Raw genomic sequence first — 23,591 nt, forward strand, 5'->3', positions numbered from 1 at the left:
GCGGCGAAAAAAACGGCAAAAGCCATTTAATGACAGCCATTTTTGCATTGGCTAGTCGCCAAGACTTACAACTTACGGCGACGCGCAAATTCCACAAACTTAAATTTGTTTAAGCGGTGACGGGATTCCGTATAACCAAAACAGCGGGTATCTTCCAAGTTCATGATACTGCGGACCACGACGACATGATTGCCTTCGACTTCACCAATCAGCTGCTTGTCCATCTCTGTGAGCGGTTCCACGGTGATTTCTTTCTGGGCGTAACTAATCGCCAAGCCAAGGTCGTTTTCCAGATAATCGAAAATCGAATCTTCGGCACGATGCTTCGGCAGTTCAGGGACAATCTCTTTAATCAAGTAATCAATATCTAAAATATCGACTTCCCCTTCAATCTCCCGTTGCCGGACTAAGCGCCAAACAGGGGCCCCTTCCCTCCAACCAGTCAACTGAGCCAAGTTGCGCTCTACAGGAATTTCTTCTAAGGAAACCACATGAGTATGACTTTCAATATGTTGCGTTTGTTGTAACTCCTTGTAACTGGTCACCCCTGAAATAGGAAAATTAAATTTTTTAAAGTTTAAGACAATCGAGCCTTTGCCTTGTTTTTTCTGAATGTAGCCAGCGTTAATCAGTAAATTCAAGGCTTTCCGAATTGTTTCACGGGAAACATTGTAGGTTTCCACTAATTGATTTTCACTAGGTAATAAATCGCCCGGCTGATACTCACCTTGGACAATTTGTTGTTCTAATTCTAAAAATATGTCATGAAACTTGTTCATGCCGATCCTCCTCTACCAACAATTTCTTTTCTAAAAGCATAGCATATTCCCTCCGAAAAACCTAGAGCTGGTCAGAAAAATCCCCCGCACTTTCTGACCTGCTTACGCCACTGACTCCCCCAGCCAAACCACTGCTTGACCGCCTTTTTTCGGATCCAGCGCAGTCTGTTGCAGCCCCCTTCTGGAAAAGTTTTCCCAAGAATCTAGGGAAAATCCTTGTAATTCTGATTCGTTCATACTATACTGTAGTCAAACACAACATGTCTATACAAGTTTGTAAGGAGGCGCCAAACATGACCATTTTAGAATTAACATTCGCAACGAACCAACTAACGACGACTTTTTTTAACCATAAATTGGAACCGCTTCACCAAAAAACGTTCCCTTTTGAAGCTTTGACTATCGAAGAAACGGTTCCTGAACTGTGCCAATTGATTTTGGCAGAGGCTGCGCCGATTCTGGGGGGGATTGTGGCTGATTTTCCAGCGGACTTCTTTTCGCCAGAGGAAACGTTGGCGCTAGTTCCGCAAGCGGTGATTCAAGCATTCGCGGAACAGTTGAACACGCCACTTTTAACGGCAGCCGAACAAGCGGCGGCACCGAATCTGCTGGAAGCATTTGAAGAAAAACGGCAGTATTTGGCTTGGCATTTGGACTATTATGGCTACGTGCCTGGGAAAAATGAATATGCGGTGGAGTCCCTGTTAACTGTCGGCAATGGCTTTTTAGGCTTGCGCGGCACGACACCTGAGATGACGATTTCTGATGATCATTATCCAGCGACCTACATTGCGGGGCTTTATAATACAGCGGCTTCGGAAGTTGCGGGTCAAGTAGTGGAAAATGAAGATTTCGTCAATGCTCCTGACAACCAACATATCGCTTTAAAAATTGGCGATGCCACTGACTGGTTAACGATTTCCCCAGAAACGCTACAACAATTACATCGTCAATTGAACTTGAAAACGGGGTTGTTTGTCGCAGAAATGATTTTGAAAGATGCCCACAATCAGCAAATTAAATTAACGACGAAAAAAATCGCCAATATGGCACAGCCGAATGACTATCATCTGCAATATACGTTTGAGCCGTTAAACTTTTCAGCCCCGATTACTTTGAAAACCGTCACGGATGGCAGTGTCTACAACTATAACGTGGCGCGGTATCGTAACTTAACAGCGAAACATTTTCAGGTGACAGCATTAAACGCGCAGGAAAACAAAACCGTGATTGAGGTTTGTACCAATCAATCTAACTTAAGCGTCCGAGAAACGGCCTTGATAACTGGTGATTTTTTTGAAAAAGAGGCCATTATGATTCAAGAAGAAGCGGAAAAAATCGCCCAAGTGGTGACCGTGATGGCGCTCCAAGGCACGCGCTATACGCTAGAAAAACAAGTCTTTGTGCAAGCCAGCCACGCCGAACAAAGTTGGCAGGTACCGTTTACGCCGAAGGACTCTTTTGCGGCCGCCGCTCAGGAAAGCGCCCGCGCTTGGCAAACCCTTTGGCAACAAGCCAACATTACCGTGACAGGCGATTTGATGTCTCAAAAACTTTTACGGATTCACAGTTATCACTTGCTGGCTTCGGCTTCGCCTTTTAGTAACCAAGCCCAAGCATTGGACGTCTCGATTACCGCCCGAGGCTTGCATGGTGAAGCGTATCGTGGACATATTTTCTGGGATGAAATTTTTATTTTACCTTTTTATATTCAACATTATCCTGACACAGCGAAACAATTGTTGCTGTATCGCTACCACCGATTAGAGAAGGCGAAGGAAAATGCGGCGGCCAGCCAGTATCGTGGCGCAATGTATCCGTGGCAATCAGGACGTGACGGGCGTGAAACCACGCAAAAACTTCACTTAAATCCGTTGAATGGACATTGGGGCGAGGATCATAGCATTCTGCAACGGCATGTGTCCTTGGCGATTGCTTACAATGCTTGGTTGTATTGGCATAGTACACAGGATCATGAATTTATGAAACAATATGGCGGCGAAATGTTGTTAGAAATCGCTCAATTTTGGAACAGCGCTGCGACGTTAGATGACGCAACAGGACGGTTCTTTATTGATAAAGTGATGGGACCTGATGAGTTTCACGAGGGCTATCCAGACCAAGCGGAAAGCGGCTTGAAAAACAACGCCTATACGAATTTGATGGTGGTTTGGCTATTCGAAGAATTAACCAACATTTTGGCACTTTTCTCTGAGGAAGAACAGGCACAACTTTTTGCCAAAACTCAGACCACTTCGGCTGATTTAGTCCGCATGCAACAAATTCAAAATTCACTGGAAATTGAAGTTAATTCTGACGGTATTATTGCGCAATATGAAGGGTATTTCGGCTTAAAAGAGATTGACTGGGCGGCGATGAAAGAGAAATACGGCAATATTTACCGCATGGATCGGATTTTAAAAGCCGAAGGAGAATCTCCCGATGATTACAAAGTGGCGAAACAAGCCGACACGTTAATGTTGTTCTACAACTTAGACAAAACTCGGGTGGATCAAATTTTAGAAGATTTAGGGTATCAATTGCCTGCGGATTATTTGGAAAAAAATCTTTTGTATTATCTAAAACGGACGTCTCATGGTTCGACTTTGTCACGAATTGTTCATGCCCAATTGGCAGAAATGGCGCAATTCCATGAGCTATCTTGGCAACTTTATCAAGAAGCGTTGTATTCCGATTATCGTGACATTCAAGGTGGCACGACCGCTGAAGGGATTCATACAGGGGTCATGGCTGCGACGATCCACGTTACTTTAGCGACGTATGCAGGCGTTGACACGCGCCAAAACGAGTTATCAATTTGTCCAAACTTACCTGAACATTGGCAAGCGCTGGCCTTCCAGTTTATTCATCAAGGCGTGACGTACCAATTTTCATTAACACAAACCAGTGTCACGATTACAGCAGATAAAGACACACAATTATTGGTTCAGGGCGCGTTGATTCCGTTAACCGCCGAACGACCAAAAGAAGTACATTATCAATAAAGGAGCGAACCACAATGACGATTGGATTTATTTTTGATTTGGATGGTGTCATTGCTGACACCGCCAAATTTCATTATCAAGCTTGGAAAGCGTTGGCAGATTCGCTAGGTATCCCCATTGACGAAACCTTCAACGAAACATTAAAAGGCATTAGTCGGATGGACTCCTTGGACCGCATTTTAGCCCATGGCCACCGTGAAAATGCGTTTACTCCAGCAGAAAAAGAAGCCTTAGCTCAGCAAAAAAATGACCACTACGTTCAATTATTAGAACATTTAACAACAGAAGATGTTTTACCTGGTGTCGTGCCATTGCTACAGCAAGCCCAAGCACGTCACATTCCCTGTGCCGTGGCTTCGGCTTCAAAAAACGCGCCCCTGATTTTGGAAAAATTAGGCGTGCGCGCGTACTTCGCCACAATTGTCGATCCCGACTCATTAAGCAAAGGCAAACCTGATCCTGAAATCTTTTTAGCCGCCGCTGACAGTATTGGCGTGCTACCGCAAAACGCCATTGGCTTTGAAGATGCCCAATCAGGCATTGACGGCTTGAAAGCCGCGGGCATCTATGCCGTCGGCTTGTCGGCCAGCCAACCCTTAATCGGAGCCGACATGCAAGTCTCTGAAATGACTGAACTAAGCGTTGATGCACTGCTCAATCGCTAAAGAAGGACAAGAACCTTTAGCAGTAGGCACCTCTTTTCATCTACATTGTATCTATGCTAGAATGTAGATGAAAAGAGAGAGATGCGTCAACACACCTCTCTAGTGTAGAGCCGTCCGAGACGGTGACCAATTTAGTTATAAAAAATAACCGTACCGGTCAAAGTAGACGGTTATTTTTTCTTGTCATTTTTAACAGCTTTTAGGATTTCACGGATTAACGCTAAATTTATTCGTACTTTTCGGGAAAATGTGCTATAATGAAAATGAAAAGAGAGATATGCTTCAACATACCTCTCTGATGTAGAGCCGTTTAAGACGGTGACCATGTTAATTATTTAAAAATAACCGTGCTTGGTCAAAGTTGACGGTTATTTTTTCTTGTCATTTTTAAGCAATTTAACAATCAGCGCAATCAAAGCAATGGTAAACATACCAAACCCTAGGATCGTCTGAATTGTTTCATATGCTGACAAAAGGCCTCTCCTTTCTGTAAATTTTGGAAGTACGCTCATACGCACCACCTCACTTTCAGATTAGATAGCCACCGCCATAACTTCTCTACTCTTATAGTATATCATGTAAAACTAAAAAATAATTAGTTTCAAATATATTTTTTTAGGAAAATGTGCTATAATGAAAACGAAAAGAGAGATATGCTTCAACATACCTCTCTGATGTAGAGCCGTTTAAGACGGTGACCAATTTAGTTATAAAAATAACCGTACCGGTCAAAGTTGACGGTTATTTTTTATTGTCATTTTTAAGCAATTTCACAATCAGCGCAATCGAAGCAATGGTAAACATACCAAACCCTAGGATCGTCTGAATTGTTTCATATGCTGACAAAAGGCCTCTCCTTTCTGTAAATTTTGGAAGTACGCTCATACGCACCACCTCACCGAAAGAGGAAAGTCTCTGCTCCTACGCTTCTCACTTTGTTGCGATGCTCGTCGCAAAGCGCATGTTCCTTTGCGCTTGCCTCCGCATTAACTTCTCTACACTTATCGTATATCATGAATGCCTAATAAATATTCAGGTTACAATATATTTTTAGATAAAATGATTTAGAGAAAAAACCGCCCACATCAGAAAAATGATGTGGGCGGTTTTTTGTAATTATTTATTTTTTGTTTCAAATAACGGACTAACTGGTTTGTTTTCGTGGATACGTTTAATCGCATCTCCGATTAATTCACCAACGCTGACTTCGTCAATTTTTGCAATTTTACGATCATCAGATAGGTAAATAGAGTCTGTTACAACTAAGCGTTCAATTGCTGAATCTTCAATACGTTGTAAGGCTGGTCCTGATAAAACGGGATGTGTACAAGAAGCATAAACGTCTTTTGCTCCAGCTTCTTTCAATGCGTTTGCAGCAAGAGAAATTGTCCCCGCTGTGTCAATCATGTCATCAATTAAGACACATGTTTTGCCTTCCACATGACCAATGATATTCATTACTTCTGCTACGTTCGCTTTTGGACGACGTTTGTCAATGATCGCAATTGGTGCTTTTAAGAATTCTGCCAATTTACGCGCACGCGTTACACCACCATGGTCAGGGGAAACAACAACGACGTCATCGCCTTGAATGCCGTGTTCGATGAAGTAATCGGCAATTAATGGTGCACCCATCAAATGATCCACTGGAATATCAAAGAATCCTTGAATTTGGACCGCATGTAAGTCCAATGTCAACATTCTTGTTGCGCCAGCTTTTTCAATCATGTTTGCAACAAGTTTAGCAGTGATTGGTTCCCGGGCACGTGCTTTACGGTCTTGACGTGCATACCCATAATAAGGCATAACCACGTTAATTGTTTTAGCACTCGCACGTTTTAACGCATCAATCATGATTAATAGTTCCATTAAGTTATCGTTAACAGGGCTACTTGTTGATTGAATGACGTAAACATGTGCACCACGAATACTTTCTTCAATATTCACTTGAATTTCGCCATCACTAAATTGTGTTACAGAGCACTTTCCTAGCTCCACACCCACAGCATCCGCAATTTTTTCTGCTAAGGGACGATTAGAGTTCAAAGAAAAGATTTTCAATCTTGGATCAAAATAATGTTTCGACATTAGAACCTCCACTTTCTATTTCAGCCAATTCGTTAAAACTGAACAATACTTTCCTTCTAAAATAATAGTAGTCCTAGCCAAATAAATCAAGAGATTTTCTGTATTTCATACAAGATATTCATCAAAAGTCGCTTTCTTCTAACTATTTTATCGTATTTGTCTAAAAAATGAGGATTATTTGAATAAAGAAAGGTACTCGCCATAGCCTTCTTTTTCTAAATCTGCCACTGGCACAAATCTCAAAGCTGCCGCATTAATGCAATAACGTAAGCCGCCTTCTTGGAGTGGGCCATCAGTGAAAACATGCCCTAAATGTGAATCCGCTTCTTGACTGCGAACTTCTACTCGGTGCATGCCGTGACTAAAATCAGCTTTTTCTTTGACGCCACGTTTTTCAATTGGTTTGGTAAAGGATGGCCAGCCGCAACCAGCATCGTATTTGTCCAGGGAGCTAAACAACGGTTCGCCACTAACAACGTCTACATAGATTCCGTCTTGGTAAAAGTCATCATATTCTCCTGAAAAAGGGCGTTCTGTTGCGTTTTCTTGTGTGACGGCATATTGAAGATCCGTCAAGGTTTGTTTTAATTCTTCTTCTGTTGGTTTTGTCATTCTGTCCACTCCTTTTCTTCTGTTCAATTTATTGGGTTCAATGATACCACGTTTGCCAAACAGGCACCTAATAGTTTGCATAGTAAAAGACAGTCCTTTCTCTTTTTGACGAATGAAAAGGACTGTCTTTTATTAGTTGAATTCTTTTAGTAGTCGGGCTACTTTGGCAATTGGTAAGCCCATAATGGCGTAATAATCGCCAGCGATTGCTTCAATTAATAATGCTCCTTGTCCTTGGATACCATAAGCGCCTGCTTTGTCGGCATATTCTGCGGTATCTAAGTAAGCATGGATTTCCGTGTCTGTCAGTGGATAAAACGTCACGGTTGAATGAACTGTCGCGGAGCGCTCTTTTTCCCCTTGTTTCAACGTCACACTTGTATACACGTCATGTGTTTTGCCACTTAGGAGGCGCAACATGCGATAACCGTCTTCCCGAGAAGTGGGTTTGCCGAGAATTTCTCCCGCCAATGCCACAATTGTATCGCAGCCAATGACTAGTGCTTCGGGGGTTTGTTCTGCTATAGCCGCTGCTTTTTGGGCAGCCATTTGCGCCACATATTCTGCTGGTAAGCCGTCTTTGCCAACAGTTTCATCGATATCGGCTGGTGCAATCGTAAAAGTTGGGACCACACGCTTTAATAACTCCTGACGGCGAGGAGATTGGGATGCTAAAATAATTTGCATAAATTGATGACGCCTCGTTTCTTTTTAATGGGGGTCTTGAATGCGTTTAAACATTCGTTCCATATCTGAATTCGTAAAATGAATCAGCACCGGACGTCCATGCGGACAATTAAACGGATTTTCGCACAAAGCTAAATCTTTTAATAGCACGCGTGCTTGTTGCTCATTGAGGTAATGATTGGCTTTGATGGATCGCTTACAGCTCATCATAATGGCGGTTGCTTCACGAAATTTTTTCACGCTGACCGAGCCAGTTGTTAGCAACATGTCAATCATCTCGCGAACAATGCTTTCCTCTTCGCCTGCAGGATACCAAGTTGGGTGAGCCCGCACAATGAAACTATTTTGTCCAAAGTCTTCCAAATGGATGCCGACTTCTGCAAGGGTTTCTTTCTGCTCTTTAATTTTCAAGGCATCACTATTTGGATAATCAATAACGATTGGTACCAATAGTTCTTGTAAATCATCACTGACTTCGCCAATTTTTTCACGGAAGTACTCGTATTTAATTCGTTCTTGGGCAGCGTGTTGGTCGATAATAAACAGGCCATCTTTGCTTTGTGCGAATAAATAAGTTCCGTGCATTTGACCGAAGTATTCTAGCTCAGGAAAACGTTCTGTCGGTCGTTCTTCTTCCAACTTATTCAGGGCTTGTTTCAGTTCTCTTTGACTCGCAGCGCTATTGGCATCAAATTCTGGGTGAAGTTTCATTTCTTCTTGGAAAACCTCGTCAGCAGCCTCTGATGAACGCAGAGAAGGTTCTGAATCAGATACTTCAGTTATTTTCGTTTCTTCGGCTATTATCTGTTGCTCATTACTAGCTGTTTCCCAATGATTTGCGGAATCAACAGCTGCCGAAGAGATTTCGTAAGCTGACGTTTCTTCCGCTACACTTGTTGATTCTGGTACTGGCGGCGCAAATGGGTCGTCCATTGGGTCCACTGCTCTTTCTGTCTGGTTGACAGTTTCTGGGGCGCTTGAGACTGGTGTTTCGTCTGTCGCATGTTCCGCATAGAAGCGACCCGTTGCGGGATTATAGCTTAAGCTGCCCGGTCGTTGTTTTACCGCAGGTTGTTCAGTCGATAAAGGAATTTCCATTTGTTCGGCTTTAGGTTCTGGCGGTAGTTTCTTTTTAAAACGCAAATTGTCTGCCGCATTGGGAATCAACTGTTCTTGGCTCAACACTTCTTGAATCGCCTGTTCAATTAATGCCATTAAATCTTTTTCTTTACTTAAACGAACTTCTTGCTTAGTAGGATGGACATTGACATCGACTAACAGCGGATCCATTTCAATTTCTAACACAGCAATTGGAAAACGCCCCACCATTAGTTTCGAACCATAGCCGGCTACAATTGCTTTATTTAACGCGAAATTTTTAATATAGCGACCATTGATAATCGTTGATAAATAGTTGCGGCTGGCCCGTGTGACTTCTGGCAATGAGACATACCCTGTCAAAGTAAAATCAAGGTCTTTCCCTTCAATTTTCAACATTTTCTTTGCGGTGCTAATGCCATAAATCCCCGCAATTGTTTGTTTTAAATCACCATTGCCTGTTGTACTCATCATTTTGTGGCCGTCATGAACTAAGCGAAAAGCGACTTTAGGGTGACTTAACGCCAGACGATTGACAATGTCACCGATATTGGCCAATTCTGTTTGGATCGTTTTGACGTATTTCAAACGAGCGGGCGTATTATAAAATAAATTAGAAACGGTCATTTTTGTGCCTTTACGGAGTGCTGCTGGTCGGTTTTCTTCGACCTTTCCCCCTTTTAGAATCACATAGCTGCCTTCTTCTTCCTCAGCTGTGGCAGTTTCGACAATCATTTCAGAAACTGAGGCAATACTTGGTAAGGCTTCGCCTCGGAACCCCAAGCTGCGAATTCGGAACAAATCATCTCTTGTATGAATTTTGCTTGTGGCATGGCGCTTGAAGGCATTCAGTACATCTTCTTTGGCAATTCCTTCACCATTATCAATAATTTGAATGGTTTTCAAGCCAGCTTCTTCAATAAAAATATCAATTTGGGTGCTTCCTGCATCCAATGCATTTTCCACCAATTCTTTGACGACAGAAGCGGGACGTTCAACAACTTCACCAGCAGCAATCTGGTTGGCTAGTTGTTCGGATAGTTCTTGAATTTTCCCCATTTCACGACCTCCTAACCGGTTCGGTTCCTAATTAGATACGTTTTTGCAATTGATGAAGCATGTTTAACGCATCTAGTGGTGTCATTTCTAATAGATTCATTTTCTTCAATGTGTCAATGACACTTAATTCTTCTGTTGAAACTTCTTTAAATAATGAAAGTTGCTCGGTTTCTTCATGGACTTCTGAAACTTCTTCATGATGAACTGAACTTGGAATCGTTGTTTCTTCCGCTTCTAAAGCGGATAAAATGGTGGCTGCTCGTTCTAAAAGCGGACTTGGTAAACCAGCGATTTTAGCAACATGTATCCCATAGCTCTTATCAGCAGGTCCTTCCATCATTTTATGAAGAAAGACCACTTCGCCATCTTTTTCGACAGCGCCCACGTGAATATTCTTCAAGCCTTTTAAGGTTTCATCTAGAACAGTTAGTTCATGATAATGTGTAGAGAATAGCGTTTTAGCTTGTACTTCACGATGGATATATTCAATGATGGCTTGCGCTAGCGCCATTCCATCATAGGTTGCCGTGCCGCGTCCTAATTCATCAAATAAAATTAGGCTGTTAGGCGTGGCGTGCCGCAGTGCTTGGTTGGCTTCCATCATTTCTACCATAAAGGTACTTTGCCCTGCAATTAGATCATCAGAGGCCCCAATCCGTGTAAAAATTTGATCGAAAATTGGCATTTCAGCACTTTCCGCTGGTACAAAACAGCCAATTTGTGCCATGACCACCGTCAAAGCCAATTGACGCATGTAGGTACTTTTCCCTGACATGTTTGGTCCAGTAATCAAGAGAATATCTGTTTCTGGGTTCATGCGGATACTGTTTGGAATGTATTCTTGATGCCCTAAAACTTTTTCCACGACTGGGTGTCGTCCTTCGACAATCGCCAAATTTTTCGTGTTACTTCTTAACGTTGGTCGAACGTATTGATACCGTTCACTAATTGTTGCAAAAGATTGTAAAACATCAACCGCACTAATGGTTTTAGCCAGTGTTTGCAATCGATCAATATTCGTTTTCACTTGTTCTCTCACGGCCAAGAATAATTGATATTCTAGTTCAACTGATTTTTCTTCGGCTTCTAAGATTAAACGCTCTAGTTCTTTTAGTTCTGGCGTAATAAAGCGCTCCGCATTAGCTAATGTTTGCTTACGCTCGTATTTTCCTTCTTCTAAATTCGCTAAATTTGACTTAGTGATTTCAATGAAATAACCAAAGACACGATTGTAGCCAATCTTCAAGTTTTTAATGCCTGTTTCTTGGCGTTCTTTCGCTTCTAACTCCGCTAACCATTGCTTACCATTACGCATGGCATCACGGTATTCATCTAATTGGTCGTTATAGCCGTCTTTAATAACATTTCCTTCAGTAATTTGTAAAGGGGCTTCTTCATTAATCGCCGTCGCAATCAATGCCACTAAATCTTCAACAGGGTTTAAGTCGACTAATAAATCATCCCATTCCCCTTGATTGATCCCGACAATTAACTGTCGAATCGTTGGTACTTGTTCTAAAGAGGTCCGTAATTGAATTAAATCACGCCCATTCACACTGCCGAATGCCACGCGTCCTGCTAACCGCTCTAAATCATAAACGTTCGTCAATGCTGCTTGCAAATCTAAGCGTTCAAAATAGGCATTTAATAAGGATTGCACCATTTCTTGACGCGCCTTAATTTGACGTTCCTGAATTAGCGGACGATCCAACCATTGTTTCAACAAACGGCCGCCCATAGCTGTTTTCGTTTCATCTAATAGCCACAAAAGAGTCCCTTTTTTCTGTCCTGTTCGAATCGACTGACTCAATTCTAAATTGAATTTAGAATAATGATCCATTTTCAAGAAATGATCTGGCTGATATTCCACAGCTTTCTGAATATGGGACAAGCTCCGCTTTTGGGTAACAGATAAATAAGATAATAACTTGCCTGTAATTTCAATTTCTAATGGATTAATCAGTTCATTGGTTAAAAAACTAAACTCGGCATTTTCTTCCACCGTTTCTTGTGTCGAAAAGATAATATTTAAACGTAAACTTAAGTTCTCTTTTAACGATTCAGGGATCCCTGAACCTAGGACCATTTCTTTTGTTTGCAACGCAGAAGCTTCGTTTAAAACGCCCTCTTCATCAGCCAAGACTGCTGTTTTTAATTCGCCTGTACTCAAATCTACATAGGCAAAACCGAACTGATTACCATCTGTTAGCACAGCGGTTAAGTAATTATTGTCTTTGGCTTCCAAGCCTTTACTATTCATCACCGTTCCTGGCGTTACCAACTGGACCACTTCTCGTTTGACCATGCCCTTGGTAGTCTTTGGATCTTCCACTTGCTCACAAATCGCTACTTTATAGCCTTGCTCAATCAACGTATCAATGTAGCCTTGCGCGGCATGATAAGGAACGCCACACATAGGAATCGGATCATCCGCATTGCGGTTACGACTGGTTAACGTCAATTCTAAGATTTGCGCTGCATTGATAGCATCTTCATAAAATAATTCATAAAAATCACCTAAGCGATAAAATAAAAACGCATCCTTGTATTGGGCCTTAATGGATAAATATTGTTCCATCATGGGTGTATTTTTTGTCTTTTGTGGCATTTAATTCCCTTCCTTCTCTAGCTCTTCGTTCACGCGGTATTGAATGAGCGCCGTGACATGTTGGACTAAGTCATTGGCTTCGATCAGTTGTTCGCGGTAGGCTACAACGAGTGGATGCTCATCAAATTCTTTTGTTTTCGCATCAGCTCGTTGAATGGCTTCTTTTTCAGCAGTTGGTTTGCCATAGTGAGCAAATTGAACCGCATCTTTTTGCGCAGCTTTAATTTCTTCCACTAATTCTGTCAGCTTTTTGTTTTTCTTTACCTTTTCTTCAATCGCTTGGTAGCGCTGAATGACTTCATCTTGTCCAATTAAATGTAACAATTTTTCTAATTCTTTATTACTTTGTGCATCTAAATTCAACGGCTCCATTTTTTTCACCTTCATCTTTCACCGGCACTTTTTCTATAAGAGCAGAAAAAGTTAACCTCTTAATGATCCGAGATTAACTTTTCTTCTATTATTCTTGAAACGGGCGATCTTCGCTAATCTGAATCGGCTCAATCATCTTCGCTTGGCCCGTTTGGTCATCAATCTCTAAAATACAGGCAGATAAAATTGTCCGCCCTGTTTCGACTACCTCAAAGCGCTTCGGCAATGCTGTCATAAACTTCTCAATAATCGGTTCACGCTTCATTCCTAGAATCCCATCATAAGGTCCGGTCATACCGACATCACTTAAGAAGGCTGTCCCTTTCGGTAAAATCCGAGCATCATTTGTTTGAACATGCGTATGTGTTCCAACAACGGCTGAAACTTGGCCATCTAAAAACCAGCTCATGGCTTGTTTTTCACTCGTCGTTTCGCCATGAAAATCCACAAAAATGAGCGGTGTCCGTTTGCGAGCGATAGCCACTAGCTCGGCGGCTTTCTTGAAAGGATCTTCCAATGGCACCATAAATGTGCGGGCCTGTAAATTAATCACCGCTAGTTCCAATTGATTGACTTTCACAAAAACCATTCCTTGACCAGGCACATCTTCTGGAAAGTTCGCTGGACGAACCATTTTCTTCGCATCATCAATGAATTCAAAGATATCCTTGTTGTCCCACGTATGGTTACCCATCGTAACAACATCGACACCATCTTGCAAAAATTTCTTATAAATCTTGCCAGTAATTCCCCGACCAGATGCCGCATTTTCACCATTAGCAATGGTCACTTGTGGACGATATTTCTTCTTTAATTTAGGGACATACGTTGCTAAGGCTTCTCTTCCTAAAGAACCGACAACATCTCCTATAAATAATATACGCAAAAAGGTTCCTCTTCTCTTTTTAACATCTCTTGTTTATTATAGTTGTTTTCGCTTTGAAAAGAAAGTTTTGGTTTTAAAAGATTAAAAAAAGTGCCTCAACGAACAATCCTTGCAATTGTTCGTTGAGACACTACACGCGATACTTATTCGCTTTTTATTTTATTTCGCATAGTCAACGGCACGTGTTTCACGGATAACCGTTACTTTGATATGTCCTGGATAATCCAAGTCATCTTCAATTTTCTTCCGAATGTCTCGAACTAAACGAACAGATTCTAAATCAGAAATTTCTTCTGGTTTCACCATGACACGAACTTCACGTCCTGCTTGAACAGCAAAACTTGAATCCACGCCTTCGAAACTATTAGAAATATTTTCTAAGTTTTCTAAGCGGCGAATGTAGTTTTCTAACGATTCACTACGTGCACCTGGACGGGCTGCAGATAACGCATCTGCGGCTGCCACTAAAACAGAAATAACTGAGGTTGCTTCCACATCACCATGATGCGAGGCAATGGCATTAATAACTACTGAATTTTCTTTATATTTCGCAGCTAATTCTGCGCCAATCTCAACGTGAGAACCTTCAATTTCATGATCTAATGCTTTCCCAATATCATGTAGTAAACCTGCACGTTTGGCTAATTGAACATCTTCGCCTAATTCGGCGGCTAAAACGCCAGCCAGTTTTGCTACTTCGATTGAGTGGTTCAAGACATTTTGACCATAACTTGTTCTGAAACGTAAACGGCCTAAAATTTTAATTAAATCAGGATGTAACGTATGAGCACCTACTTCAAAGGCTGCTTGTTCTCCGTATTCACGAATCCGTTCATCCATTTCTTTACGTGATTTTTCTACCATTTCTTCGATACGAGCGGGATGAATCCGACCATCTTGGATTAATTTTTCCAAGGTCATTCGAGCGATTTCTCGTCTGATTGGATCAAATCCGGATAACACAACCGCTTCTGGCGTATCATCAATGATTAAGTCAATCCCTGTTAATGTTTCCAATGTACGAATATTACGTCCTTCACGACCAATAATGCGACCTTTCATCTCATCATTTGGTAAAGTGACCACGGAAACAGTTGTTTCAGAAACAGAATCGGCGGCGCAACGTTGAATTGCTAGGGAAAGCAAGTTCTTCGCTTTGCGATCAGATTCTTCTTTGGCACGTTGTTCTGACTCCTTGACCATCAAGGTTAGTTCATGATTCAACTCTTCTTCTGTTGACTTCATAATAATCGATTTTGCTTCTTCTTTTGAAAGGGAAGCAATTCGTTCTAATTCTTGATGTTGCTGATTAATTAAGTTTTCTACTTCTTTTTCTCGCTCATCAATTAATTGCTGTCTAGCACCAAGTTTCTCTTCTTTTTCTTCCAGTGAGCCTTCACGTTTTTCAAGAGAGTCATCTTTACGATCCAACGTTTGTTCCCGTTGAATTAAACGATTTTCTTGAGATTTAAGTTCTAATCTGCTTTCTTTCAACTCACTTTCAATTTCTGAACGATACTTCTGGTTCTCTTCCTTAGCTTCTAGCAATGCTTCTTTTTTCAGTGTTTCTGATTCTTTCCGAGCGTTCTCGAGAATACTCGACGCTGAAATTTTTGCACCATTTATTGCTTTATCATGACGTGACTTTGCAATAACAAATCCTAAACCAAGACCGACAATCAAACCGACGATAGCGAGGAGAATATTTAAAACCATATTTCCACCTCCATACTATCTTTTTGTTAATTCATATCTTGTAGTTTTTTGATAAACTAAAATCAATTATCAATATGCCTACTTGCATATTTGTGCATACACACAATTTTATTCTAATGTTTGTCGCGAAAGGTGTCAACTTAAAAAAGCCCTTTCTTTTGGAAAGGGCAGCAAATATTAGACAACGTCACATTTTTAGGTTTCCGCCGTCACGAATTGTTTAAATTTTAGAACAAACGCCGCATAGTCTGCTGTTTGACTAAGCTGCTTGATGTGGATGGGTTCGGACATGAACAACAGTCTATTTAACAATTTAGTTCTAAACAAAAAAAGACAACACCTGTCCTGTTCAGTAAGTGTTGTCCTTCTTCTTAACGAGTCGTATTCACTCGTTATTTATTCGTCTAAGGGTAATTCTTCTTGACCTTCTGCTTCTTCTATAATGGTTGAACCGTCACCGATGCCGTATGCATCACGGACCAATTTAGACACTTCTGCCATCATTTCAGGATGATCCGCCATGTATTGTTTGGCATTTTCACGGCCTTGGCCAATTCGTTCTTCTTTGTAGCCATACCAAGCACCACTTTTACTGATAAGGTCTTTTTCCACAGCCATATCTAGTAATTCGCCTTCTTGGGAAATACCTTGGCCATACATGATATCAACTTCTGCCACTTTAAATGGTGGCGCCACTTTGTTTTTAACGACTTTAATTTTTGTGCGGTTACCGACGATGTCTGTTCCTTGTTTTAACTGTTCTGCACGACGGACTTCTAGACGAACCGTTGCGTAGAATTTCAATGCACGTCCACCAGGAGTTGTTTCAGGATTTCCGAACATCACGCCAACTTTTTCACGAATTTGGTTAATGAAAATAGCAATTGTTTTTGTCTTATTAATTGAGCCTGATAATTTACGTAGTGCTTGAGACATTAGTCGAGCTTGTAGGCCGACATGGCTCGCTCCCATCTCACCATCAATCTCTGCACGAGGAACTAACGCAGCAACCGAGTCGATGACAACGATGTCAATCGCACCACTTGAAACTAAGGCATCGGCAATCTCTAAGCCTTGCTCGCCCGTATCTGGTTGAGATAAAAGTAATTCATCGATGTTAACGCCTAGTTTCTCCGCATATTGAGGATCCAATGCATGCTCAGCATCGATAAAAGCGGCTGTTCCACCATTTCGTTGCACTTCTGCAATTGCGTGTAAAGAAACAGTTGTTTTACCTGAACTCTCAGGACCATATACTTCAATAATTCGGCCACGTGGATACCCACCTACGCCCAATGCAACATCTAACGCTAAAGAACCACTAGGGATAGTTGAAATTTTTTGATCAGCTTTTTCGCCTAATTTCATAATAGAGCCTTTCCCAAAGTTCTTTTCAATTTTTTTCAGTGCGGCATCTAAAGCCACTTTACGATCATCTGCCAATGGATAATCCTCCTTTAATTTATATAAACTTATTTTTCATTTCCTGTTAGTAGGTCTATCATATCTCTTTTGTACCAAAAAAGCAAGAAAAAACCGAACAAACATTCGCATATTTATTTTTTATTAATGATTCGGCGCCGCAAAAGATCTAACCCTCGCATAATCGCACTCTGTCTAATATAATTTCGGTCACGGTTAAAATGGAAACATTCTGCAACAGTTGGTTGGCCTTCTTCCGCCAGCCCAATCCAAACAGTGCCTGTCGGTTGACCTTCGATTGGGTCACCAGCGACCCCAGTAAATGATAAACCATAGTTAGATTTAGCTAACTGACGCGCTTTCTCTGCCATTTCTTTGGCACACGCTTCACTTACCGTGCCATGTTCTTCTAAAAGTTCATGAGAAATTCCTAAAAAGTTCTCTTTTGTTTCTTGCGAATACGTCACGAAGCCTCCCTTAAAAATCTTCGAAGCACCCGCAATTTCCCCCAGTGTACTTTGGAATAGGCCAGCGGTGAGGCTCTCAGCAGCCGTAACGGTTTGTCCGTTTTGTAATAACAAATCCACTGTTACCTTGGCTAAACTATTGTCATCCCCATACCCATAAAAATAGTCTCCCACTTTAGCTAAAATCTTTTCTTCCGTCGCTGTTAATAATTCTTCGCCAGCTACTAAGTCTTTTGTTTTAACTGTTAAACGAAGTGTCACTTCATTAGGCTTAGCATAAGGCGCAATGGTTGGATTCGTTTGGTGCGCAATCAACGATTGAATCTCGGTCACCAGCTGGGATTCCCCAATGCCATAAAAACGCAAGACTCTCGAAATCAATTGTTCTTCTTGTGGAAACGCATCAATCAATAAAGGTCGTGCCGCTTGTTGGAACATCGGAATTAATTCATTGGGCGGCCCTGGTAAGAGCAAATAGCTTGTTGTCCCTTCTGTTACGAAAGAACCAACCGCTAATCCTGTCGGGTTTTGAAGAACTTGTCCACCTTCAATGGCTAACACTTGTCGTAGATTATTTTCCGTCATTGGCCGCTTAGACTGTTGGAAAAACTGGTGCAAGCGGTTCAATCCTTCTTGATCTTCTACTAATGATTTATGGAGATGTTGTGCGACAACTTGCTTGGTTAAATCGTCTTCTGTAGGTCCTAGCCCTCCACAAAGGACAATTAAATCACTTCTTTGTTCTGCTTCTGTTAGTAGCGTTTCTAAGCGGCCGCCGTTATCACCAACAACGGTCTGATAGTAAACATCGATGCCTAGCGCAGCTAACTCTTCTGATAAAAAGGTGGCGTTGGTATTCACTACTTGTCCCAGTAATAACTCTGTTCCGACTGCAATGATTTCTGCTTTCATTGATTTCCCCTTCTCTAATAACATACGTAGTTAAACTCACTTTCCATTTTAGCACAACAAAATTTTTACAAAAGAATTTGAGCTTCAGGAAATAATTTTTTTATCAGGAAATTTATTAATTATTACGAAAAAAATGTTCATTTTCTCACAATACATTGTATAATAACGTTATATCGAAAGGAGAGAAATGAATGAGTGTAGTATTAGGACTTTTGGGTCTATTAGGGTTACTTGTCAGCGGGGGACTGACTATCAAAGCATTAATTAAGAAACAACCGAAAAAACAATATGGCTATGCTGCATTAGCAAGTGCCGCTCTATTTATTGGTGGGGTTGCCACGACAGATTCTTCCCCAACGCTTTCACTTGATGCAGAGAGTGTTGAAACCGATACCAATGGCTCAGCCACCATCAAAGGCGAATACAACGGCAACAGCAAACTAACGGCCAATGGCAAGGAAGTAAAAACGAAAGACAAAACGTTTGCTTACAAGGTAAAACTGTCCGATGAAAAAACGCAAAAAATCACCTTTGTTGCTGAGAAGAAAGATACCAAAGTTGAAAAATCAGTCGAAGTCACACCGTCAAAAGAATTTATTGCGAGCATCACAGATTCTGAGCAAGAATTGGCCAAAACAGAAAAAGCCTTAGCTTACGCTGAAAAACAACCTTCTCAGAAAAACTATGATGAAGCCGCAACCTTAGTATCTTCATTAAGTCAAGAATACGAGGAATACAATGATCGCCTTGAAAAAATCAAAGAAGCAGTACCTGTTGATGAAGCAGTTACAACTGCTGAAAAATCTAAAAGTAAAAGCGATTATCAAGCAGCTGAAAAATTAGTAGCTGCTGCCCCAGTTGGCAAAGAAGGATTTCAACAACGATTAACGACTGTTCAAACCGCTATCGCTGAAAAAGAAAAAAATGAACAATTAGTCGCCAGTGCAACTGCCGCTGTTGAAAAAGCTGAACAAGAACCAACCAATGAAGCTTACTATAATGAAGCGGTCAAACAAATTGACGCTTTAAACTCCCCAAATCAAGCTTTAACAAAACGGGTAGCCGTTGTTAAAACTCAATTAAATGCCCACAAAGAAAAACAACGAAAAGAAGCAGAAGCTCAGAAACTAGCCGCTGAAAAAGCGCAAAAAGAACAAGCCGAAGCGGCAGCAAAAGCGCAAGCTGAAGCAGAGGCGCAACAAGCCGCACAGGCACCAGCGGAAGTCGAGACGGCTGCTGCGGAAGCACCAAGCGGTAACGCCTTAATTAAAGGGTCACGTAATGGAATTTATCATGTGCCTGGAAGTAGATATTATAATAGAACCACTAATCCAGTGGCTTGGTTCTCTACTGTTGAAGAAGCAGAAGCAGCAGGATACCGAGCACCCAAACAGTAAATACATTAGCAATAATTAATCAAACAAGAAAATGGGGCCTCCGTTGTTTTAACGGAGGCCCCATTTTCTTGTTTCTTTTATTGATACACACTAATTCGTTGATTTGGGTGTGCATTACTTTCCACTTCATCTAACATGGCAACGGCGTAGTCTGCGTAACTAATGTAGCTGTCACCTTGACTATTGGTTGTTAATTCTTCGCCAGCGACTTCATAATGGCCTGTCGCAGGACCATCAGCATCAAACATGGCTGCAGGACTAATATAGGTCCAGTGGATGTTTTGAGCTTCTTTCAATAAGTTTAAAGCTTCGCCCATCGCCGAAGCTAATGGCTGAATTTCTGCTGGGAATGATGGTGTATCTTTTAATTGAGTTGTGTGTTCTGGGTCCACATACAAGGTTCCAGCGCCCCCAACGACAAACAAGCGCGTTTTTTGATTGGTTAAAATCTCAATCAAATGCTGGGTAGATTTGGGGAAATCTTGCACATTAGGGAATCCTAAGGCACTAATTAATACATCAAACGCTTGAATATCTTCTGTTGTTAATTGATAAACATCTTTTTCAATGGTCGGTGTGCCATCTGTTATTTTTGAGGAATTACGAACGATGGCTGTCACGTCCATCCCGCGACGTTTAGCTTCTGCTAAAAGTAATTGTCCTTCTTTTCCTGTTGCTCCTAATACTGCTACTTTCATGTAAATCATCCTTTCATTTTTAAATAGAACTAAAATAGTTACATTTGACACTTTAAAAGTAGAGAGATTACTTATCTCTCTTAACTTCTATTTCATGAATCACATCTGCTAAGGTGATGCTTTTCAATTCTTCTTCCATTTTTTGTTGCACTTTAGTAAATTCAGTTTCTAGTACCGATTGGATATTTGCCCCAACGGAACAGTTTGGATTAGGATTCTGATGAATATTGAAAATCTCTCGTTCCAATTCAACCGCTGTATAAATTTCATACAGTGAGATCTCTTCTGGTTTCTTTAATAAGGTATTTTTATTGGCTCCACGCATGGAATGAATCAAGCCGGCTTTTTTTAACTGGCTCATTAGTCGTCGAACAACGACTGGATTCGTATTCACGCTCGAAGCAATGTATTCAGAAGTCACTTGTTCTTGAGGACCTGTTTCAATCAAACTTAAAATATGAATCGCAACACTTAATTTCGTTGACATGGCCATGTCTAATCACTCCAAACTAAATGTAACGTTATTTGTTACATTTATAGAATACGCTGTTTCGTTTTATTTGTCAATGAGAAACCTCTGACTATTCAAAATAAAAATCATTTGTTGAAACCACACGGGCCCCAAACGGCATTAATGCTAATTTCGCCAATTTAAAGGACTGTTGCCCAAACGGAATACCGATGATTGTCAGACAAAGCAACAAGCCACTAATACAATGCCCAATTGCTAATGGTAGTCCACTGATAATCAGCCAAATAATGTTTACCACCAAAGATACGCCGCTATCACTATACACGACTCGCTTTTTAAACGGCCAAAAGCTCAACCCCGCTAATTTGAAGCATTGTAAACCAATCGGAATACCGATAATTGTAATACACCAAATCACGCCTGCGAATAGCCAAGATAAGCCACCAAAAAAGCCGCCAAAGATAAACCATAAAATATTGCCAAGTGTTTTCATTCTTGTTCCTCTACTTTCCTCATTAAAAATTATGCATGTGAGTAAGTATATCATGAAAGCTTCTTTTTGTTTCAAACAATATTGTAAGGTTGCTGACTCGTTAAAAGACGAAGACACTGTTTCATGATACAATGAAGAAACTAACGATAAAGGAGCAGACTTCATGGACTTACATTTAACCGTTGATCTAAAAAAAACAAAGACACTCATTGACTTAGCCGATCAGGCCCACTTAATCATTGAACAAACAACTAAATTACCGAAAAAAGAAGCAGCGATTCTTTTCTTGCTAAGAGATAACCAACTAGTTGCTTTAGGACTTGCTGAAGAAAAAGCTACATATAAAGAAGTTTCTTTTGATCACTCGATTTTGTTGAAACCGACTTGGGACACAGAACTTGCCTATTTAGCGCAAGCTTTCCTAGATGATGCGAAAGAAAGTGGTTTAACATTGGAAGCAACCCCAACGACAGTCAAAATTCCGAAAAGTGCGGTAGCGACAGTGACTAACTATAAAGAAACGGTCACCTTTATCTTGGAACGTTTTGGCTACTCTCTGTTTAAAAAACCGGCGCCGAAGAAAGCCAGACCAGCCAAAGCACGCCACAAATGGACAAAAGAAGTTAGCCAAATTCCTTTTTATATTGATACTCGACAAAGCAAAGCAACGGTTTTTTGGCAAAAGCGCAATGAAATGCTTATTAAAGCTGGCGCGACAATGATGCCAGAAGCCCCTTTAAATAAAGACGGGTCTGTCGGTTTCTCCGCCAGATTTGGTGAAAAACTTCGTGATGAACGCAAGGGCCAATTTAAAGACTTTGTCACAACGGAAGATATCGTCTTAAAAAGCGTTAATGAAGTCGGCTTGTTTCTCTATTTTGCTGGAACAAACAGCTGGTTAGAGCTAGTTGATGAGAACGGCAAAACCTTAAATGAATGGACTGTGGTGGAATAACCCTTATAAAAAATGTCACGCCTGAACTTTATGATTCAGGCGCGACATTTTTTTAATTTAAATAACTTTTTGCTATCGCTTGATACTTATCAATCATATCTAAATAATTATCAATTTCGACATATTCGTCGATTTGGTGTGGCAAAGTTGGAACGCCCGGTCCAAAGACAACGCAATCAAATTTATTTTTTGATTTAGTGAATTCAGCTAAATCTGTGGTTCCTGCTGCTGTTATCAATGGCAACGGTTGGTCAAATTGGGCTTGAATGGCTTGAATTAACGCAGAATCTTTCTCAGCTTTTACAGGAATTTTATTGTAATCAATCGTTAATTCTAACTGATGTTTTTCTTTTTTGTTCAATTCATCAACAATTTTTTGTAATAACGCAATAACTTGGTCGTTGCTGAATTCTGGAATTGAACGGATATTCCCTTGCAAGGTAGCTTGACCTGGAATACTGTTCACTTGTGTACCACCTTTAATGACGGTTACATTGTGAATCGTTCGACCCAATTCAGGATTTTCATAGTTTGCTGTGACTTCCGCCATTTGTTGGTTCGCTTCTGTAATAAATTCGTTCAAATTATTAATCGCATTAATGCCTTCTTCTGGCATGGAACTGTGGGCTTCTTTTCCGTGTGACACAACAGAATAGTTAATTGAACCCATGTGCGCATACATCAAGTTATAATTGGTTGGTTCTCCAATGACTAAGGCACTTAAATCATCCGCATAGCCTTTTTCAGTTAATTGTTCGGCTCCTAGTTCGCCTACTTCTTCGCCGACTGTACCTAAAAATTTAACCGCTCCATTTAATGGGACTTTATTTTCTTTTAATTCAATCATTGCTAAAACCATTGCGACTAAGCCGCTTTTCATGTCTGTTGCGCCACGTCCATACAATTTATTTCCTTCAATATGGGCCGCAAATGGCGGGAAAGTCCATTGACTTTCGTCCCCTTCAGAAACCACGTCCATGTGGCCACTAAACCCTAAGACTTTTTCTCGGTTTTCACCTAAATAAGCAACCAAACTACTACGATTTGGTGCATAAGAAACAAGTTCAGAAGGGATCTCATATTTTTTCAAAAGATTTTGTAAATAGATTGCCACTTCTTCTTCGTTTCCATTTACAGATTTAATTTTAACCACATCTTGTAAAATACTAATTTTTTCTGATTTTTCCATTGCCATTCGCC

Annotated in this window: 21 protein-coding genes; 4 read left to right on the forward strand and 17 right to left on the reverse strand. The window is 40.9% G+C overall.

The genetic code is table 11. The features are described 5' to 3' along the window. Positions 1-65 precede the first annotated feature (65 nt). Positions 66-779: a trehalose operon repressor gene (gene treR, locus IGJ90_RS13135; protein WP_002415630.1), complete on the reverse strand. Its 714-nt coding sequence runs from the start codon at positions 777-779 to the stop codon at positions 66-68. Between the two features lie 260 nt (positions 780-1,039). On the opposite strand from treR, the gene IGJ90_RS13140 reads away from it, so the two are divergent. Then, positions 1,040-3,784: a glycoside hydrolase family 65 protein gene (locus IGJ90_RS13140; protein WP_174120994.1), complete on the forward strand. Its 2,745-nt coding sequence runs from the start codon at positions 1,040-1,042 to the stop codon at positions 3,782-3,784. A gap of 14 nt (positions 3,785-3,798) precedes the next feature. Next, positions 3,799-4,449: a beta-phosphoglucomutase gene (pgmB, locus tag IGJ90_RS13145; protein WP_438768260.1), complete on the forward strand. Its 651-nt coding sequence runs from the start codon at positions 3,799-3,801 to the stop codon at positions 4,447-4,449. 368 nt (positions 4,450-4,817) lie between these two features. On the opposite strand, the gene pepG1 (IGJ90_RS13150) is transcribed toward pgmB, so the two are convergent. From pepG1 (IGJ90_RS13150) to IGJ90_RS13205, 12 genes are all read right to left on the reverse strand, one after another. Continuing rightward, positions 4,818-4,961, reverse strand: coding sequence for a type I toxin-antitoxin system toxin PepG1 (pepG1, locus tag IGJ90_RS13150; protein ID WP_002367458.1), 144 nt, complete (start codon positions 4,959-4,961; stop codon positions 4,818-4,820). Positions 4,962-5,190: 229 nt separating this feature from the next. Then, positions 5,191-5,334 (reverse strand): type I toxin-antitoxin system toxin PepG1, encoded by a 144-nt coding sequence (gene pepG1, locus IGJ90_RS13155; protein ID WP_170965521.1) that lies wholly within the window; start codon positions 5,332-5,334, stop codon positions 5,191-5,193. A gap of 231 nt (positions 5,335-5,565) precedes the next feature. Next, positions 5,566-6,537, reverse strand: coding sequence for a ribose-phosphate diphosphokinase (locus IGJ90_RS13160; RefSeq protein WP_002381060.1), 972 nt, complete (start codon positions 6,535-6,537; stop codon positions 5,566-5,568). A gap of 174 nt (positions 6,538-6,711) precedes the next feature. Beyond that, positions 6,712-7,149 (reverse strand): peptide-methionine (R)-S-oxide reductase MsrB, encoded by a 438-nt coding sequence (gene msrB, locus IGJ90_RS13165; protein WP_010715474.1) that lies wholly within the window; start codon positions 7,147-7,149, stop codon positions 6,712-6,714. A 132-nt stretch (positions 7,150-7,281) separates the two neighbouring features. Beyond that, positions 7,282-7,836 (reverse strand): Maf family protein, encoded by a 555-nt coding sequence (locus tag IGJ90_RS13170; protein ID WP_002419630.1) that lies wholly within the window; start codon positions 7,834-7,836, stop codon positions 7,282-7,284. Between the two features lie 24 nt (positions 7,837-7,860). Then, entirely contained in the window at positions 7,861-9,993 is a 2,133-nt protein-coding gene (mutL, locus tag IGJ90_RS13175; RefSeq protein WP_438768263.1) for a DNA mismatch repair endonuclease MutL, read from the reverse strand. Positions 9,994-10,024: 31 nt separating this feature from the next. Then, positions 10,025-12,601: a DNA mismatch repair protein MutS gene (gene mutS, locus IGJ90_RS13180; RefSeq protein ID WP_002354867.1), complete on the reverse strand. Its 2,577-nt coding sequence runs from the start codon at positions 12,599-12,601 to the stop codon at positions 10,025-10,027. After that, entirely contained in the window at positions 12,602-12,988 is a 387-nt protein-coding gene (locus tag IGJ90_RS13185) for a RicAFT regulatory complex protein RicA family protein (protein WP_002359008.1), read from the reverse strand. 73 nt (positions 12,989-13,061) lie between these two features. Further along, positions 13,062-13,859, reverse strand: a complete 798-nt coding sequence (locus IGJ90_RS13190) for a TIGR00282 family metallophosphoesterase (RefSeq protein ID WP_002354864.1) — start codon at positions 13,857-13,859, stop codon at positions 13,062-13,064. Positions 13,860-14,018: 159 nt separating this feature from the next. Next, complete coding sequence (gene rny / locus IGJ90_RS13195) at positions 14,019-15,575, reverse strand: ribonuclease Y (RefSeq protein WP_002354863.1); 1,557 nt, start codon at positions 15,573-15,575, stop codon at positions 14,019-14,021. A gap of 396 nt (positions 15,576-15,971) precedes the next feature. Next, positions 15,972-17,018 (reverse strand): recombinase RecA, encoded by a 1,047-nt coding sequence (gene recA / locus IGJ90_RS13200; protein ID WP_002367466.1) that lies wholly within the window; start codon positions 17,016-17,018, stop codon positions 15,972-15,974. Between the two features lie 113 nt (positions 17,019-17,131). Then, positions 17,132-18,376 (reverse strand): competence/damage-inducible protein A, encoded by a 1,245-nt coding sequence (locus tag IGJ90_RS13205; RefSeq protein WP_104659720.1) that lies wholly within the window; start codon positions 18,374-18,376, stop codon positions 17,132-17,134. A 191-nt stretch (positions 18,377-18,567) separates the two neighbouring features. On the opposite strand from IGJ90_RS13205, the gene IGJ90_RS13210 reads away from it, so the two are divergent. Further along, a complete protein-coding gene (locus IGJ90_RS13210; protein ID WP_438768266.1) occupies positions 18,568-19,773 on the forward strand; it encodes a sunset domain-containing protein in 1,206 nt (401 codons plus the stop codon). Positions 19,774-19,850: 77 nt separating this feature from the next. Here the strand turns inward: IGJ90_RS13210 and IGJ90_RS13215 are convergent, their stop codons facing one another. The 3 genes from IGJ90_RS13215 to IGJ90_RS13225 all read right to left on the reverse strand — a co-directional run bounded on the left by IGJ90_RS13215 (position 19,851) and on the right by IGJ90_RS13225 (position 21,436). Continuing rightward, entirely contained in the window at positions 19,851-20,480 is a 630-nt protein-coding gene (locus IGJ90_RS13215) for an NAD(P)-dependent oxidoreductase (RefSeq protein ID WP_438768267.1), read from the reverse strand. A 58-nt stretch (positions 20,481-20,538) separates the two neighbouring features. Further along, positions 20,539-20,964 (reverse strand): Rrf2 family transcriptional regulator, encoded by a 426-nt coding sequence (locus tag IGJ90_RS13220; RefSeq protein WP_002383201.1) that lies wholly within the window; start codon positions 20,962-20,964, stop codon positions 20,539-20,541. 88 nt (positions 20,965-21,052) lie between these two features. Beyond that, a complete protein-coding gene (locus IGJ90_RS13225) occupies positions 21,053-21,436 on the reverse strand; it encodes a YccF domain-containing protein (protein WP_002358999.1) in 384 nt (127 codons plus the stop codon). A 163-nt stretch (positions 21,437-21,599) separates the two neighbouring features. Between IGJ90_RS13225 and IGJ90_RS13230 the strand changes: the two genes are divergently transcribed. Beyond that, entirely contained in the window at positions 21,600-22,391 is a 792-nt protein-coding gene (locus IGJ90_RS13230) for a hypothetical protein (RefSeq protein WP_002367471.1), read from the forward strand. Positions 22,392-22,443: 52 nt separating this feature from the next. Here IGJ90_RS13230 and IGJ90_RS13235 read toward each other — a convergent pair whose 3' ends face one another. Next, entirely contained in the window at positions 22,444-23,580 is a 1,137-nt protein-coding gene (locus IGJ90_RS13235; protein WP_101732081.1) for an ArgE/DapE family deacylase, read from the reverse strand. Positions 23,581-23,591 lie beyond the last annotated feature (11 nt).

It is taken from the genome of Enterococcus sp. AZ129, assembly GCF_051714505.1.
In the GTDB taxonomy this organism is placed as follows: domain Bacteria; phylum Bacillota; class Bacilli; order Lactobacillales; family Enterococcaceae; genus Enterococcus; species Enterococcus faecalis.

Excerpts from the sequence above, each read along its gene's own strand:
- IGJ90_RS13225 (WP_002358999.1), bottom strand. The coding sequence starts at position 21,436 with ATGAAAACACTTGGCAATATTTTATGGTTTATCTTTGGCGGCTTTTTT.
- IGJ90_RS13220 (WP_002383201.1), bottom strand. The coding sequence starts at position 20,964 with ATGGCCATGTCAACGAAATTAAGTGTTGCGATTCATATTTTAAGTTTG.
- pgmB (WP_438768260.1), top strand. The coding sequence starts at position 3,799 with ATGACGATTGGATTTATTTTTGATTTGGATGGTGTCATTGCTGACACC.
- rny (WP_002354863.1), bottom strand. The coding sequence starts at position 15,575 with ATGGTTTTAAATATTCTCCTCGCTATCGTCGGTTTGATTGTCGGTCTT.
- IGJ90_RS13140 (WP_174120994.1), top strand. The coding sequence starts at position 1,040 with ATGTCTATACAAGTTTGTAAGGAGGCGCCAAACATGACCATTTTAGAA.
- mutL (WP_438768263.1), bottom strand. The coding sequence starts at position 9,993 with ATGGGGAAAATTCAAGAACTATCCGAACAACTAGCCAACCAGATTGCT.
- pepG1 (WP_002367458.1), bottom strand. The coding sequence starts at position 4,961 with ATGAGCGTACTTCCAAAATTTACAGAAAGGAGAGGCCTTTTGTCAGCA.
- IGJ90_RS13215 (WP_438768267.1), bottom strand. The coding sequence starts at position 20,480 with ATGATTTACATGAAAGTAGCAGTATTAGGAGCAACAGGAAAAGAAGGA.
- msrB (WP_010715474.1), bottom strand. The coding sequence starts at position 7,149 with ATGACAAAACCAACAGAAGAAGAATTAAAACAAACCTTGACGGATCTT.
- IGJ90_RS13235 (WP_101732081.1), bottom strand. The coding sequence starts at position 23,580 with ATGGAAAAATCAGAAAAAATTAGTATTTTACAAGATGTGGTTAAAATT.
- IGJ90_RS13185 (WP_002359008.1), bottom strand. The coding sequence starts at position 12,988 with ATGAAGGTGAAAAAAATGGAGCCGTTGAATTTAGATGCACAAAGTAAT.
- IGJ90_RS13210 (WP_438768266.1), top strand. The coding sequence starts at position 18,568 with ATGAGTGTAGTATTAGGACTTTTGGGTCTATTAGGGTTACTTGTCAGC.
- IGJ90_RS13205 (WP_104659720.1), bottom strand. The coding sequence starts at position 18,376 with ATGAAAGCAGAAATCATTGCAGTCGGAACAGAGTTATTACTGGGACAA.
- IGJ90_RS13170 (WP_002419630.1), bottom strand. The coding sequence starts at position 7,836 with ATGCAAATTATTTTAGCATCCCAATCTCCTCGCCGTCAGGAGTTATTA.
- mutS (WP_002354867.1), bottom strand. The coding sequence starts at position 12,601 with ATGCCACAAAAGACAAAAAATACACCCATGATGGAACAATATTTATCC.
- treR (WP_002415630.1), bottom strand. The coding sequence starts at position 779 with ATGAACAAGTTTCATGACATATTTTTAGAATTAGAACAACAAATTGTC.
- IGJ90_RS13230 (WP_002367471.1), top strand. The coding sequence starts at position 21,600 with ATGGACTTACATTTAACCGTTGATCTAAAAAAAACAAAGACACTCATT.
- IGJ90_RS13160 (WP_002381060.1), bottom strand. The coding sequence starts at position 6,537 with ATGTCGAAACATTATTTTGATCCAAGATTGAAAATCTTTTCTTTGAAC.
- pepG1 (WP_170965521.1), bottom strand. The coding sequence starts at position 5,334 with ATGAGCGTACTTCCAAAATTTACAGAAAGGAGAGGCCTTTTGTCAGCA.